The 14,351-nt window shown below is 56.7% G+C and carries 11 protein-coding genes; 4 read left to right on the top strand and 7 right to left on the bottom strand.

The annotated features are described in order from the left end of the window. Positions 1 to 83: 83 nt before the first annotated feature. Genes tnpA through tnpC form a run of 3 tightly spaced genes read left to right on the top strand, consistent with a single transcriptional unit; the run spans position 84 to position 2,495 of the window. Positions 84 to 506, top strand: coding sequence for an IS66-like element accessory protein TnpA (tnpA, locus tag GA0061100_RS35575; RefSeq protein ID WP_075856341.1), 423 nt, complete (start codon positions 84 to 86; stop codon positions 504 to 506). Beyond that, complete coding sequence (gene tnpB, locus GA0061100_RS29150; RefSeq protein WP_075856340.1) at positions 487 to 840, top strand: IS66 family insertion sequence element accessory protein TnpB; 354 nt, start codon at positions 487 to 489, stop codon at positions 838 to 840. The genes tnpA and tnpB overlap by 20 nt, the downstream gene beginning before the upstream one ends. Positions 841 to 893: 53 nt before the next feature. Beyond that, a complete protein-coding gene (gene tnpC, locus GA0061100_RS29145) occupies positions 894 to 2,495 on the top strand; it encodes an IS66 family transposase (protein ID WP_075856339.1) in 1,602 nt (533 codons plus the stop codon). A gap of 413 nt (positions 2,496 to 2,908) precedes the next feature. Here tnpC and GA0061100_RS29135 read toward each other — a convergent pair whose 3' ends face one another. The 4 genes from GA0061100_RS29135 to GA0061100_RS29120 form a co-directional block, all read right to left on the bottom strand. After that, the gene (locus tag GA0061100_RS29135) at positions 2,909 to 3,676 is read right to left on the bottom strand and encodes a hypothetical protein (protein WP_075856337.1); all 768 of its coding nucleotides are present in this window, start codon (positions 3,674 to 3,676) and stop codon (positions 2,909 to 2,911) included. Positions 3,677 to 3,779: 103 nt separating this feature from the next. Further along, positions 3,780 to 4,697 carry a hypothetical protein gene (locus GA0061100_RS29130; RefSeq protein WP_075856336.1) on the bottom strand — a complete coding sequence of 306 codons (918 nt, stop codon included), beginning with the start codon at positions 4,695 to 4,697 and terminating at the stop codon, positions 3,780 to 3,782. Then, the gene (locus tag GA0061100_RS29125; protein WP_075856335.1) at positions 4,694 to 6,436 is read right to left on the bottom strand and encodes a UvrD-helicase domain-containing protein; all 1,743 of its coding nucleotides are present in this window, start codon (positions 6,434 to 6,436) and stop codon (positions 4,694 to 4,696) included. Before GA0061100_RS29125 ends, GA0061100_RS29130 begins: the two co-directional genes overlap by 4 nt. After that, entirely contained in the window at positions 6,433 to 8,478 is a 2,046-nt protein-coding gene (locus tag GA0061100_RS29120) for an ATP-dependent nuclease (protein WP_075856334.1), read from the bottom strand. Before GA0061100_RS29120 ends, GA0061100_RS29125 begins: the two co-directional genes overlap by 4 nt. 361 nt (positions 8,479 to 8,839) lie before the next feature. Here GA0061100_RS29120 and GA0061100_RS29115 point away from each other — a divergent pair, with 361 nt between their 5' ends. Then, positions 8,840 to 9,943: a DUF4365 domain-containing protein gene (locus GA0061100_RS29115; RefSeq protein ID WP_075856355.1), complete on the top strand. Its 1,104-nt coding sequence runs from the start codon at positions 8,840 to 8,842 to the stop codon at positions 9,941 to 9,943. Positions 9,944 to 10,022: 79 nt separating this feature from the next. Here the strand turns inward: GA0061100_RS29115 and GA0061100_RS29110 are convergent, their stop codons facing one another. The 3 genes from GA0061100_RS29110 to GA0061100_RS29100 all read right to left on the bottom strand — a co-directional run bounded on the left by GA0061100_RS29110 (position 10,023) and on the right by GA0061100_RS29100 (position 14,340). Beyond that, the gene (locus tag GA0061100_RS29110; protein ID WP_143525569.1) at positions 10,023 to 10,844 is read right to left on the bottom strand and encodes a hypothetical protein; all 822 of its coding nucleotides are present in this window, start codon (positions 10,842 to 10,844) and stop codon (positions 10,023 to 10,025) included. A 105-nt stretch (positions 10,845 to 10,949) separates the two neighbouring features. Then, positions 10,950 to 13,088: a hypothetical protein gene (locus tag GA0061100_RS29105; protein WP_075856332.1), complete on the bottom strand. Its 2,139-nt coding sequence runs from the start codon at positions 13,086 to 13,088 to the stop codon at positions 10,950 to 10,952. 334 nt (positions 13,089 to 13,422) lie between these two features. After that, complete coding sequence (locus tag GA0061100_RS29100; protein WP_075856331.1) at positions 13,423 to 14,340, bottom strand: NADP-dependent oxidoreductase; 918 nt, start codon at positions 14,338 to 14,340, stop codon at positions 13,423 to 13,425. Positions 14,341 to 14,351: the final 11 nt, after the last annotated feature.

Below are 14,351 nucleotides of genomic sequence, written 5' to 3'. Positions count from 1 at the left end.
GTAAGCGCGAATTTCTGTGCGCCTTCTGAAGCGCGGTGCTCTGATGCATGAAGTTTCCGCCAAAAATAGGTGGACACCAAATCATGGATGAAGATGCTCCTAAACTACAAGTGCGGCTTGTTGGTCGCGACGGCCGTCGTCGATATGACCCTGCGTGGAGAGATCGGCTTGTCGCGGCTTGCCTGGAACCCGGCGTTTCGGTCTCGCGTCTGGCGCTGGAGCACGGCGTTAATGCTAATCTTGTTCGGAAATGGGTGAAGAGAGCCAAAGAAGGACGTCCTTTGCCTCTGGTCTCGGGGTTCGTTCCGGTTCGGATTGCTGCAGATATTTCCTCGGCCTCTGGCGGCGATTTGCTGGCGAAGACCGAGCCATTGGGCAAGCACTCTCATGCATCCAGGGTGAGTGCGCTCCTGCCGAATGGGATTAGCCTGACCGTTGAGTACGACGATGTGAATGGACTGGTCGCAATCGTAGGAGCGCTGGGTCATGTTCAGACTGGGCGCTGATCTTGAGGTCTATTTGCACCGAGAGCCGATCGACTTTCGGGCAGGCATCAACAGCCTTGCAGTCCTGGTCCAGGAGACGATGGCGCTGGACCCGTTTACTCCTGCGGTATTTGCCTTCTGCAATCGCCGGCGTGACCGGGTGAAGCTTTTGTTCTTTGATCGGTCCGGGTTTGTTATGGTCCTGAAGAAATTGACGGAAGACAAGTTCAGGTGGCCCCGCCGAGAGACTGTGGTGGTGACACTCTCGACCGAGCAGCTCCACTGGATCCTGGACGGCATCGATATTGATGCGATGGTGCGCCATCCGGTTCGGCAATATCAGATCGCCGGCTGAGGATGGCGAATTGAGCTGTTGACGCGCAGGGCCGGTTCAGATTCAAGAATCTGATGACGAGAACCGGCGAGCCAAGCATTGCAGAACTGATGGCACAGTTGGCGGCAAATGCTGCCGAAATCGCCGCGCTCAAAGCCGAGAAGGATGCGCTGTCGCTTCGGGTCGTCAAGCTGGAAGAGGAACTGGCACTCGCAAAGCTCCATCGTTTTGCTCCTCGCAGCGAAAAGCACATCGACCGCCTCTTCAACGAAGCCGAAGAGGCGGTGGGCGACGATGACGGTAGCGACGGTGATGCCGGCGACGACGTCGTCAAGCTTCCGGACACTGGCCTGCCAGCGATAGAGGGTCAGACGGGCAAGAAGCGTGGCCGCAGGCCTCTGCCGGCAGATTTGCCGCGCCAGCGTGTCGAATACGACCTTCCCGAAGACCAGAAGACCTGTCCCTGCTGCGGTCATCAAATGCATCGCATGGGCGAGGCCGTGACCGAGCAGCTCCATATCGAGGTCAAGGCGAAGGTCCTGCAGAATGTGCGGTTCAAGTACGCTTGCCGTCATTGCGACCGCACCGGGATCAACACGCCTGTCGTGATCGCGCCAATGCCGACCCAGCCCCTGCCTGGCAGCATCGCCACGGCCTCGACGCTGGCCTTCGCGCTCGTTCATAAATACGTCGATGGCACACCGCTCTACCGCGTAGCGCAAACATTTGAGCGGGCCGGTGTTCCGATCAGCCGTGGCGCTCTGGCTCATTGGGTGATCGGCTCAAGCGAGAAGCATCTGCACCGCATCTATGATGCGCTGAAACTGCGGTTGCGATCGCAGCCTCTCATTCATGGCGATGAGACGACGGTTCAAGTCCTGAAGGAGAAGGACAAGGAAGCCACCAGCACGTCGTATATGTGGGCATATCGCAGTAGCGAGGACAGCGACGAGCCAATCGTGCTTCTCGATTATCAGCCCGGCCGCGGCCAGATTTACCCTCAGACCTTCCTCGGAGACTACCGCGGCATATTGGTGAGCGATGGCTACACTGCATGGCGCACATTGAATGGTGCAACCCATGTCGGATGCATGGCCCATTCCAGGCGACGCTTCGTTGACGCGCTCAAGGCCAGAAAGAACGGCGGCGGGCCGCCGGAGCAAGCGCTTCGGTTCTTCGAGCAGCTTTACAGGATCGAGAGGCAGGCCCGAAGCGAAAAGAACGGCGCCAATGAAACGCAGGCCGACTGCATTCGCCGCTTCCGACAACAACACAGCTTGCCCATCCTGAATGCCCTCAAGGCGTGGCTCGACAATATCGCGCCGAAGGTCGTGCCGGATACCAAGCTCGGCGACGCTGTGTCTTACACTCTGAATCAATGGGATTACCTGACACGCTATACCAGCGATGGCAGGATGCCGATTGATAACAACGTTCTGGAACGCGAGATCAGAGTTTTTGCGACCGGAAGAAAATCGTGGTTGTTCAGCGACACCGCCGACGGAGCCAAGGCCAGTGCCGTGATCTACAGTCTGATGCTCACTTGCCGCGCCTGTGGCGTCGATCCGCTGGCATGGCTGCGCCACGTGCTCATCGAGTTGCCGCAGCGGACGGAAGCGGCCGACATAGGTGACCTGTTGCCGATCAACTTCTCCAAAGCCTCTGCCGCCGCCTAACAGAGCCGGAATAATCGCTACAGATGCGAGGGCGGTTCACCGGTCAGGCCGTCAATGCGCATGGAAAATCGCGCTTACGAACAAAGAGTTTCGCGTGGGAAAGCGGCACACCGACAAGATTGGGATCATATCGGAGGGAACGCTACCCCTTGAACTACTCATTTCGTTTGAATTGGAAGCAAAAGATTTGGACGAGGCGTACCGACGCGACTATACCGTCAGGATTGACGCGGTGGAAAGAGAATGGACGTTGGGCGACTGGGAGCGTGTTGAAACTGCTCTTCCTGAAGAACTGCGCTCGCGTGGTTGACGACAGAGCACGGCAATGAATTTGGTACAATCTCGGAGCGCGCGCTAAGGGCGGAATTTAAGCCGGGCTCCTCCGCCTTGTCGCTGGCAGTCTATCAGGCTGCTTATTGGTTATGCTGACTTCTGATCATCCGCTTCAGCCTAACGCGGTCCTCTTGCATCAAGGCAAAATACCTTGCCACATATTCCGGCTGAACCTCTCGCGAAATACGGCCCTCTCCGATCTCCTCAAGCACTCTTCGGAAGGCGGGATTAAAGCGCCGCTTTGACCAGCCGGTATTTTCATGGAGGGCCTCCGCACGTGTTTCATCCGTATCCAGAATGATCTGCGCTAACTCCGCGGCATCCTGCGCGGTTGCCCACCCCATCACCTGATGATCGAGTTGCTCATAAAAAACTGACTCAAGACGCAAACGCCACGCAATTGGCCCCATCAGATGGGTTACCGATATCAGGCCCAAAGCGTCCAGTTCCCATACGGCATCCTCAATCTCCGATTGCGGTATATCCGAGAAAAGGGCGTAGATCTCGTCCGGTTCGTACACCTCGTGTCCCAATCCGTCCGGGCAAGCTTGCGCCAGCGCAGCCGCAAGCGCAGCAACTACGCCGTCAATCGTCTCTTTTGGGTTGATCTGCGCATCGTGCTCATCGAGCCTCGCTCCATGCTCGTTTGTCCTTTCCGAGATCGAGGCCTCCCAATCGGTGCGGGCCCTTTCCTCGCCGGTCGGCACGAGGTCATCAATTAGTGCGGTGACGAAGCCGCCGCCAGGGGCCAATCCTGCAATCCCAGTCGCAACAGCTCTGAGCCTATCGCCGGGATGGTCTTTCGACGGGGCTAGGATCGGCTTCTTCTTATCTCCATCATCAGTCATCTAATTCTCCCCAGGGCAGGTTCCGCTGCATTCGTCTATCCTTGTATCATTGCCTCGCCAATGTAAGATGAAATCATGCTCAAACAGCTATTCGGACCTGGCACTACGCCGACCAGAGCGGATCGTGCACCGTGTCAGGATGGTAATGCCCGACGATGTAATCCGGAGATAGATCGCTCGGTAGGCTGAAACCACTTCCCGCTCCGGGGCTGAGTGCGTAAGCTTGCAAATCCTTCACCAGTTCACAGAACAGAAATTCAAGAACCAAACCTGCAAATTCTTGGAGAGTGTAATCTCGAATCTGAGACATCGGGATGTCACAAATAAACATTGTCGGACGCCCGATCTCTTTCAGAATACGTTTGGCTTCCCAGCTACTACCAAGACGTATGCCCAGGCAGTAGAGATATTCACTCCCATAGACGAGATAGTGGCCCGAACTGCCAGAGCGGGTAAGTAGATTGCGCTCGTCAGCGCAAAAATATAGCCGGCCCTCCCGGCCACCCGTCGTCTTCCGGGCGTCGTTCTCTCTGATAGCGAGCTGCAGTCGTTCTTCATTGGCGAATCTGAGTTTGCCGTTCAGAAAAAGCGATCTTGCTCGATCTTCCATTTCGTCAGAGCGGAGAAAGCGCAGACCGTTGTTATAAAACTGCGCCAAATCATTCGTGCGGGTGCCATGAGCGGCGCGGAAAAAGTGGTACTTCTGCCGGAGGCGATGTGCGGTCAACTCTTTTATGTTCCCGAGCTCTCCCGTCACCTCAAAAATCAGCTCGTCCAGCCAGCTCAGGTCATCGGATACGACGAACTCTGGTGGCGCTTCTGTAAACGCGAGTCTAACATCGTCGGTGATCACATCGCCGAGGAGGGACCAGATTGTCTTCCGCCAGGAATTTACGAGTGGATAACAGAAAACGTTTCCGGGTAACCTGCCGCGTCCTAGGGGATTTTCGGGAATTTCGCGTTCCTCGTTCCCCGGTAACATCAACCCTGTCAACTCGCATGTAGACCAGCGGTAGTTCATGCATCCCTCGCGAGTTCTGTCACCTCAACGCTGCAGCCGTGCTTTTCGAGCAGAGCTTTAAGGCGCAATAGACGGCTATTCGGAATGGCGATCACGAGAAGCCGTTCGGCGCGAGAGGCCGCTACGTAAATTTTTCGAGCATCCTCTTCCCATTTCGCGGCCGGGTTTCCCTCGAGGAAGTCGAGGATTCCGCCACTCGTTTGGGTGGTCATGACGACGCATACCGCCGGGAATTCCATGCCTTTTACCGAATGGATTGTCCTCGCTGGAGATGATTGGAGCGGCGGCCGTGAAAGCACTGAGCCTAGGTCGTTATGCCTCCTCAATCTTTGGCCAATTTTCCGCGTGCCAACGAGGCCAGGGCTGAGTAGGGATCGCGCACGAGCGAGCCAATCGTCTGCGGTCTCGCCTTCGCGGACACCCAGGTCATTTGCCATCGCGATGACGGCAGGACGCCACCGACCATCGTCAAGATCCGTCTCCGCGACGTGGGCGTGATAGCGTCCGAGCGATGGGATCCGATCTTGCACATAGAGTACCGTGCGGTGCAAATTGACAAGTGCCTCCTTGCGGTTTCCTGAAGCAAAGGCAAAGTGATATTGCATCGCCGCCTCCGCGAGAAGCAACGTCATTTCCTTGGTTCGGCTAACGGTCGATTGGCCGATGGCGTTACTTCCGCTCGGTCGTGTCGAGGCGATTACCGGCGCGGCGTCCAATGGGATTTTGTGTCGCTCGGCGATCTTCTGATAGGCGGCGCCGATCGCTGCCGTTACTTTCGTACCCGGATAGGACAGGATATGAACCGGCGTAAGGTCATGCTTGTGCTGGCCGAGCGGTTTGTCGATTGTTGCCGCGCCACCAGGTGGCTTCAGGGCGACGACTGCCGAGCAGATCGCAGGAGATGATCGAAAATTGCCAGTCATCGACAGCTGCTGGTCGTCAGGGAATGTCTTCGCAAACTTCATCAGCTCGTCGGTAACCCCGCCCCGGAACTGGTAGATTGATTGGTGCGGATCGCAAATGACTTTGATCGCGATGCCGGCCGTTTTTAGCCAGGCGACGATGTCAAGATCCGCAGGATTGCAGTCTTGAGCCTCATCGACGATTACCTCGCAAAAGCGAGCGGCCAGCGCCTTTCCTACGCGATCTCGAAAATTGCTATCACCCAATCGCTGCGACACGATCCATCGCACGTCGTCGAAGTCGATCATCCCTTTGGCCAGGGCACTTTTCTGGGTTCGGATCGCCGCAGTTTCCCAGGCAGTTATATTGCGTGTCTCGACATCGAAACCCGCTTCTTTCAACAAATCTTCATCGGCGTCCCCCGTGTCTCTATCGAAGACACGAAAGGGGAGTGGCTGAGCATTGGGAAACGGGACTATGTCCCAATCGGATTTGTCAGGAACGAGCCGGGGTAGAGCGGCATTGCTCGGAATACCGAATGGTTGAATTAAGAATTGCCAGAGGAACCGGTCAAATGTTCCGATGAAACTCGGGAAGAGCGGCGTTGGCAGGACACGTAGTCCTCTCAGGCGAGCTTCGAGCTCTTCGACCGCTGCGTTTGTAAAAGAGAGAAAGGCAACTCCGCGCCGGAGTTTCCCGTCTTGCAGTACCGTCCTCGCCCGCTCGACGAGGGTGCGCGTTTTCCCAGCCCCCGGGCAGGCGGTGATGAAAGCGGACCCCGTATGGTTGATAATCGTCCTCTGTTCATCAGTCGGTTTGAAAGACTTCTGGGTCACGAGACCACTGCCTCGATCGCGTCGCCAATGTAGCCCGGAACGTTGAAGGCTTCGCCATCCTCGATTCGCTTGGCCAGCATCTGGGCAAAGTCGCCTTTTCGGGTCGTCTTGAAGATTTTGTGGATCGCTCTCGCTCTCGCGTCGCCCGTCAAAGCAACGGCCTTATCCCACTTCCGTCGAGACCTTGGATGAAGATCGAGGTACACGTTTCGGAGAATGCCGACGTTCCCAGCCTCGATTAGTTCCGTTTCCAAGGAGTAGGTGCTGGCTATCGCCTTGAAGTGATCAATCCCCCCAAGCTTCGTCGCTAGATCGTCGAACTCCTTCTTGCGCTGCTCTCCGGGGATAACGGGATTGACGGATTTCGCCGGCGTCACGGCTTCATCCTTTTCCCGATCGAGCGCTTGCGCGACCTCTTCCTGGACTGAGGCGGTCTCGGCGTTGTCTTCCGATACGAGTGTTGGACCGACACCATCGCTCTCGTTCATCTCGTCCTGCGCATCGCCGTCGTCTTCTTCACCTTCCTCAGCGGCTCTGTCGCCATCGGTCATAACAACAAGTCGATCGGCGATGCGGGCGTCATTTATCGATGTCAGCAGCAACTTTATATACGGCGCGAAATCGACACCGTCGATGGGCACGAAGACAGTCGACATGAATAGCCGCAGTTTTTCCGGGTGACCCTTTAAAGCGTGGTATTTCGCAATAATGGGAAGCAACAAAGCCTCCGCGATACCCTCGACGAGGAGCACGCGACCACCGAACAGGAGTGCAGCTTTGGTGACGTCGAGATAACGATCGATTTTCCGGCGTTCACCGTCGTCAAGGGGGAGTTTGCAAAGCGGAATGACGCGCGTCGATCTGCGCATCGCTGCGGCTGTCATTGTCGCCACGACAACACTGTCCTTCAACTCCTCTGGGGAGTAGGTCTCGGACGTTGCGCTGCTCTCGATCACAGCCGCGTCGGCCAGCTGTGGCTCGGGCTCGGCTTTGTCGCTCTCCGAGAGAGGTACTGGCACTGCGACCGACTTGAACAAGACCAGTCTTTCGTTAGCCACCCACGCCGATAAGTTTGGTGAGTGTGTCGCGACGACAACTTGAAGCTCCCCGGCCAAGGATCCATCGTCAGACGGTGTCGACCGAGAGAGGGCGGCCTGATCGCGAAGAAACGACAGGACGGCGGCCTGTAGCTGAGGGTGCAGGTGTGCTTCCGGCTCCTCCACCAGAAAGAGGGTTAGATCGGCCGTCCGAACCTTTTCGAGTTCCACTGCAATGGTCGCCATGAACAACAGGTTGGCATAACCATGTCCTGAATATCGCAGATCTTCTGGATCCACCCCATGATCGGCGAGTTTAAAGCGAAGGTCGCGAGCGATGTCGACCAGGGCTTCATCCGATGCAAAGCCAAGAGACGCAGTTTGCCGCCGCACGCCGGAAGTGAGAGCTTGTAGCCCCTTGTCGACGGCGCCATCGACCTTTTGAAGTACATCGTGTGAGTGAGTGCGCGCCAGATCCTTGGCCAGTTGCGCTGGCGACGATCCGTCGAGAAAATGCGTGAGGAGAGCCATGATCCGGGTCGGGTTTCCGGACGCGAGCGATCGCTTCGCATCTCTCAAGGTGGGGAGATAGACGTGGCGTATCATGTCATGGCAACCTGGCTCAGGCGTGTTGCCATCTTTTCCTGCCCACAACGTCGGCCTGGCGCCGACGCGGCTCGCGTCGAAGTGCAAACCGAACGCGGCGCGCGTGAGGGAGGTGTCCGTAGCCGCTGAAATGAGCCGGCCTTGCTGGCCGGTGGACAGTTCCTCGAATTCTCCGACGATCTCGAAGTCCGGCCGCGTGCTTTGAAAGCGGACATCAGTTCCCTCGCAGTAGATCTCCCGACGGCCACTAAGAGGAACCGTCAAAAGCCGCATCGCATCGATTGCGTTACTTTTGCCGCCGTTATTTTCTCCGACGAAAACTGTCAGGTCCTTTTGAAGCTCGATTTCGGTTTCTTGAAACGAGCGAAAATTCGCGAGTTTGATTTTTCTTAAGTACATCGAATCCCCCAGTACGAGGACTATACTCGATCAAAAACCGTTACTCGACGTCAGACGCTCGCAATCCACGAACGAATTTTCATTGACAACTCATTGCTTTCAGGTTGCGCTTGCTGTTGCTAGCGGCTTTGGCGGGGTCTCAACTAGCTCATCGACCATGCCGGCAGCAATGTCGACGCTTGGCGCCGGACGGATCGGGAGCGTGCGCTACTTCGAGCGGCGTCTCGTGCCACAACTACGAGAGGCGACGCCAGATACGAAGTCTCCTCCACGATCTAGCAAACTTAACACTCCATGTTTGAGACTTTAGAAGATGTGGTTTTTCTGGCGATAGCCGAGGGTGAACGGGACGGGGACCAGCGTGAAGATTGGCGCTCGCGATGATTTCGAAAACGACTACATGGGCAAATTCCGTGCTCTGGCAGCTCCACACGGGTTATTTGTAGAGTATGAACGCGACCGCGCAGGCAGGGACATCGGTCTGCAACTGACGCGCACGAACCAAGCTGGCGACGGCAAAATCGTCACCCCTGCCTTGATCTGGTTCCAGATGAAAGGAATCATGGCCGCTACACTGGCCCTCGCCGACTATCAGAAGTCGGAAGAGGTCGTCCTTGACCTTGAGGTCGCCCATTTGAGGTTCTGGTACCTCAATATCCAGCCGACCTATCTTGCCGTCTATGTGGAAAGCGCCGATCAGTTCCTCGCTATCGATCTTCAGAAATGGGTGAAGCGTCATTACGGTGAGGAGATCCTTCGCCTTGATCAGAAAACGGTGCGCGTAAAGATCGACAAGAGCAATGTTCTCGACGGGCATTTCTTCCGAATTGTGCTGGATCGCAACCTTGTCCCTGTTCTGAGGGGCACTTTGCGACAGGAGGACGATACGGGCATCGCCCGATTCCTTCGCGACTCCTCTGTGGTGCAATGGCTGCACAACTGCCGAGAGGAAGGACGGGATGCACGTCTGATGGTGGTCAAATGGATGTCGAAGATGCGGACCGAAGTGTATTTCCAGAGCAAGGCTCCTGAGGGAGAATGGGAATCATTCCGCACCCACTGGCAATTCTCTATGGGCGGTTTGTCTTCGACTTTCCCCTATTTAGCCTTCACGCCGGCGCTCGAGGCTATGCCGGTCCGGTGGTCTGAAACGGACGAAGACTTCGGCGGGATCCCTTTCCAAGTGTGGCACGAGAGTTTCTCCGTCACCGACACCTCTACCGGTGACGAGCTCGATGACGAAGAATTCGATGGAGAGTGCCTACTTGATCTTGGCAACGAAAGGTATTCCTACGGTGACATGGGCGGGGGCGAGATGATCGAACATCGGCTCGCTATCGATTTGAACGAGACCGGGGAGCGATGGGCCGCGACCTTGCAAGTGCTCGTGGAAGCCGAGGTGATGTCGGTGGAAACCGAACCGCATATGATTAGCGTCGCGCCATGGCACGCGCGCGATGTTTAGATGATAGAGCTTGGCGCCGATAACTCGACCGGTACGGACGGTAGACCCGAAACCCTCTCCGTCGCCCTCTGTCTCCACATCAATGTTGGGTGAGATCGATAGGCTGACCGCCGAGGGTTCCGGTGAATGTTTCGGGTGGCTTCAGCCATTGCTCGTATGCAGCGGCACCGGCTTGAACAAAGCCGAAGAACATCAAGGCGATTGTCAGCCAGAAGATACCGCGCTGGATCTTGTAGTTGTCACCATGGCGACGCTCCTCCTGGACGAATGCGCTCACCGTATTCAGAGCTCTGGGTGTCAGCTTGTAGCCATGGTGGTCGGCCACCTCCAGGTCGCCCGACTCTTTCAGGGCATCCAACATGAACGTGTAGTAGTTCATCAGCTCGTCCTTGTCCAAACGATGCACCCAACGCACCGAATAGAGGTGGGTTAGCAGGCTCGTGGGATGAGTCTGAAATTTCCGATCCTTCATGGTCTCGGTCAGAACATATTCCAGCACATCCATGCGAGCCTGTCGCGCTAGTTCCTTCTTGTTGAACCTCGACTGTAGAAAGCGGTCGAATGTTACGCGGATCCAGGGCCAGCGCGACCAGCGATACCGCAGGAACTTCCAGACACCTACGCTGTAGAAGGTCCATGTTCGGTAATAGTGCTGGATGTAGACCGTGAAGTCGGGCAGTTCCGAAGTGGAGAGCACTTTCTCTTCGGTGAAGTTCTTGCCGTCGTGCGACCACTTCCCCCGAACCCCAGCCCCTTCTAGGTTCTCTACGAGAAACCGTGCTTCCCCGGTTTCATCGAGAAGATAGACCGCGTAGCAATCGTTATCCTCGGCGCGGTTTCCCGACGTCGGAATCAGCGAGGGGGCATTCCTCCTCAACGCGAGAGAGAGCACGCGCTTCATCGCGCACTGCCGAATCCAAGACCCTATTCCCATGCCACCCCTCGGATCGATACTTTGCAATCAGCCGCAATCGCCAGCGCGTTCTCCTGCGGCGATTGGCGCAGATCAATTGCTGTCGCGCTGAAAGTCCAGTTTGAGCTTATCCTGGTAAACGCCAATGCGTTTTTTGGCGCGGTCGATCACGTCACTGAAATGCAGTATCTCGAAATAGGTCTCGCCAAGCGATTGCCGCGTCTCTGGATCCTTCAACTCGCTTGATTGGAACCAGCCCTTGCCCGTCGGGAACGGCGTCCAGTTCCCGCTCAGACGCAGCGTGTTGACGCTGTCGCCGACAAGATAGCCATAGAATTTCCTCAATTTACCGCCGGATTTGGCGGCAAGCAACTGGGCATATTCAGAAAGATCACCGATATGCTCGTCGGTGGAAACACCAGGTGCCTTGAATTCGACGATGATCGCCGAGCCCTCCTTGCTGAAGACCGCGATATCGGGGCGCTTGCCACCATTGTCGCTTGTGCGTTTTGCAAGAACCTTTCGAAGTGCATCGTCGATGTCACTTTCGAATACGTTGGTGTCGTCGTTCCATTTGATGTTTGCGAGCGGCAAATCTGAGGCGATATAGTCATAATACTGGTACTCTTCGCTCAGCAGCCAGATATCGTGATCCGTCGTTTCGGTACTGTCCTTGCGCATCGGGAAAAAGATGCTGTGGATGATCTGCTCGTCCTTGCGTTTGACGCCATCGACGGGCGCCTGCATCGCAAGCCGCTGGCCGCAAGCGAGATCGAGAATATCGACGATAGCGGCCCGGCGCACGATGAGCTGCGATAGGTTAGCCATATCGAAGTTCTTGAGCGATGACGTATATTTCCAGGAAAGCTCATGGATTTTCTGGCGGAACTCGTCGGAGTCCGGCTCGGCCGCCATGATCTCCTCCTTGAGGCTGAAGATCGCGGCAGTCTCGTCGATGACGGCCTTCTGGTATTTGCTCAACACGCGTTCGGCGACCGACTGGGCGGATTCGCCGTACACGATCCTGGTCTTGGTATCCTGCAGCATCGCTTCGCTGATGCCGAACTGGTGGGTGGCCTCCTTGAGCACCACCTCCTTCTTCCAGTCGGCAGGAGTGACCATCTCGTCGATGACTGGGTCGAGCGCCTCATGAATGTCGGCGTAGGATAGTTTTTCGGACGAAAACATATCGCCGCTCGGAATCTCGTCGGGTATATTGTCGAAGTCGTCGCGCTGCTCGTTGACGCGGGCGTCCAGATAATCGGCTTCAATCAGTACGATATGATGGAAACCGCCCACCGGATTGTTCTGTTCGGTGCGGGTCCGAAGGTAGTGGCCCGTGATGTCCTTCACGGGCGTGGACTTGGCGCAGAAGGCAATGGCGTTGCGCGGAAGATCATACTGCTCGGCATCGAGCTGATAGTGGGAGAGGTTGAATCTTTGCCATGTGCCGAGACGGTCCCCCGACGCGGGATCACGTTCTTCGACATCAACAGCCCGCTCGGCGGTGACTGCCGGCAGGTCGGCGAGCCGCAGCACTTCGATCTTCGCCTGGTCGTCCTTCCAGTGCCGTGTCGTGAATTCGATTTTGAAATTACCGAGCTGTTCACCCAATCCGACGAGCCGCTGCAGGAAAGCGACGAGCATCTGCTTTTTCAGCGCCGGCGCCGAGAAGAGGGTGCTTAAGGCGTCGCCGTGGGATATGCGCGGTCGAACAGCCTCTTTGAATTGCTCAAGCCGGATGACAGTCCCGATGTCGGCCTTGGAGCCCGGCGCAGCGTTGAAATCATCGGCCTCGATCTGCTTTTGCGGCTCGGAATACTGCAACTCGCGCTTCAGGAAAGTCTCACCGACACGGTAGGTACTGGTGATCCTCATCGCTGCGAAATGATGGAAGAATTGAATGCGCCCTGCACCCTTGCACTTTCCGATGCCGGAGATGGAGAGATCGTCCTTGTAGGACGTATCCTTGGTAAGAAAGGCTTTGAGCTGGTCGTCGCCAAGGCCGCATCCATTGTCGCCGCATGACACGTTCATCAGTTCGCGATCGTCGAGCAGGTCAGCACGCAAGAAATCGACTTCGATCGTGATATTCATATCCGGGGCGGATGGGTCAGTCGATCGCCGGATGAGATATGCGTCGATCGCATTGGCGATAAGTTCTTCGAAAACCACGTATTGGTTTAAGCTCAGCTTGGTATTCTTGATGCTTCCCCTGATGTCGAGCGTCATTTTTTTCGTGATCCAAACCGAAAGCCAAACCCATCTGCTTCTGTCCGTCCGCCGGTTTCAAGTCAAGAGAAGGCAGCAAGAAGCGCTCAATGCAATTCATGGGCGAACATACAATCGATGATGTCGCCTGCGCCAGCCGGGTCGGGAACAAATCTTACACTAAGCCGGATAGGATCCTCCTGCGGGACATGTCCACATTCGATCTCAATACACCTTGGATGTGAAGGCTCGAAAATTTCAGTGATATTTGGGACAGAATAACGGCCGTTGGTTCGAACTGGTTCAAGGCGACTGGGACGTCCAGAATTGTTGGCCGCCCCAGATGCGGCATCAATCAGGCCAGAACGCGGATGACGGTTTTTCCTGCACGCCGCTCCGTTGAGGTGAGCGCGGCGACAGCGTCGGTCAAGGTTGTGATCTTGCCGACATTTGTACGCAGTCTGCCATCGCGGACCCGCTGCACGATCTCGGACAGTTGGTTTCGATCGGCCTCTACCACGAAATCAATCGTGGGTCCGTTTGCAGGCCTGACATCGGTTGGCCCGACCGCCGTCACAAGCGTTCCGCCGGTTCTGATCAGGGCAGCTGACCGCTTCTGGATGTCGCCGCCGATGACGTCGAAGACCAAGTCGACGCCGCCTATGTCCTCAAGCCTGTCGTTCGCAAGATCGACGAACTCATTCGCCCCGAAGTCGAGAGCCTTTTGACGGTCTGCAAAGCGGCCGGTACCGATGACATAGGCACCGGCTTCCTTCGCGAGCTGCGTTACGATCGAGCCGACGGCTCCGGCGGCGCCATGCGCCAGAACCGTTTGTCCCGCCTGAAGTCGGCCATGCTGGAATAGGCCCTGCCAAGCGGTGAGGCCCGAGATCGGCAGGCTCGCACCGACGATGAAATCGATGTCGCCCGGCAGCGGCGCCAGATTGCGCGCCTCCAGAGAGACATACTCGGCGAGCGTGCCGTCGCGGTACCAGTCAGCCAGGCCGAATACCCGCTGGCCGATCGACAGGCCCGTGGTGCCGTAACCCAAAGCCGTGACCACGCCAGCCACCTCATGACCAAGGATTGGCGGCGTCCGATTATGCGAGCTGCGATCGGTCCAGGTGGACGGCCATTCGAGTTCGGTATTGACGAACCCCGCCGCATGAACCCTGACAACGACGTCGTTGATGGCAGCCGTCGGCTCGGGCCGTTCCACCAGTTTTAAACCGGCAAGCCCCGCCTCCGGGTTGGTTGCTACAATGGCTTTCATGGGACGCACTC

This window comes from Martinezella hainanensis (genome assembly GCF_900094555.1).
Taxonomy (GTDB): domain Bacteria; phylum Pseudomonadota; class Alphaproteobacteria; order Rhizobiales; family Rhizobiaceae; genus Rhizobium; species Rhizobium hainanense.
The sequence above is the reverse complement of the archived record's forward strand: the minus strand, read 5'-3'. Positions and strand labels throughout refer to the sequence as shown.

Bases quoted from the DNA above. Each gene is read 5' to 3' on its own strand.
- tnpA (WP_075856341.1), top strand. From the start codon at position 84: ATGGATGAAGATGCTCCTAAACTACAAGTGCGGCTTGTTGGTCGCGAC.
- tnpB (WP_075856340.1), top strand. From the start codon at position 487: ATGTTCAGACTGGGCGCTGATCTTGAGGTCTATTTGCACCGAGAGCCG.
- tnpC (WP_075856339.1), top strand. From the start codon at position 894: ATGACGAGAACCGGCGAGCCAAGCATTGCAGAACTGATGGCACAGTTG.
- GA0061100_RS29135 (WP_075856337.1), bottom strand. From the start codon at position 3,676: ATGACTGATGATGGAGATAAGAAGAAGCCGATCCTAGCCCCGTCGAAA.
- GA0061100_RS29130 (WP_075856336.1), bottom strand. From the start codon at position 4,697: ATGAACTACCGCTGGTCTACATGCGAGTTGACAGGGTTGATGTTACCG.
- GA0061100_RS29120 (WP_075856334.1), bottom strand. From the start codon at position 8,478: ATGTACTTAAGAAAAATCAAACTCGCGAATTTTCGCTCGTTTCAAGAA.
- GA0061100_RS29110 (WP_143525569.1), bottom strand. From the start codon at position 10,844: ATGAAGCGCGTGCTCTCTCTCGCGTTGAGGAGGAATGCCCCCTCGCTG.
- GA0061100_RS29105 (WP_075856332.1), bottom strand. From the start codon at position 13,088: ATGACGCTCGACATCAGGGGAAGCATCAAGAATACCAAGCTGAGCTTA.
- GA0061100_RS29100 (WP_075856331.1), bottom strand. From the start codon at position 14,340: ATGAAAGCCATTGTAGCAACCAACCCGGAGGCGGGGCTTGCCGGTTTA.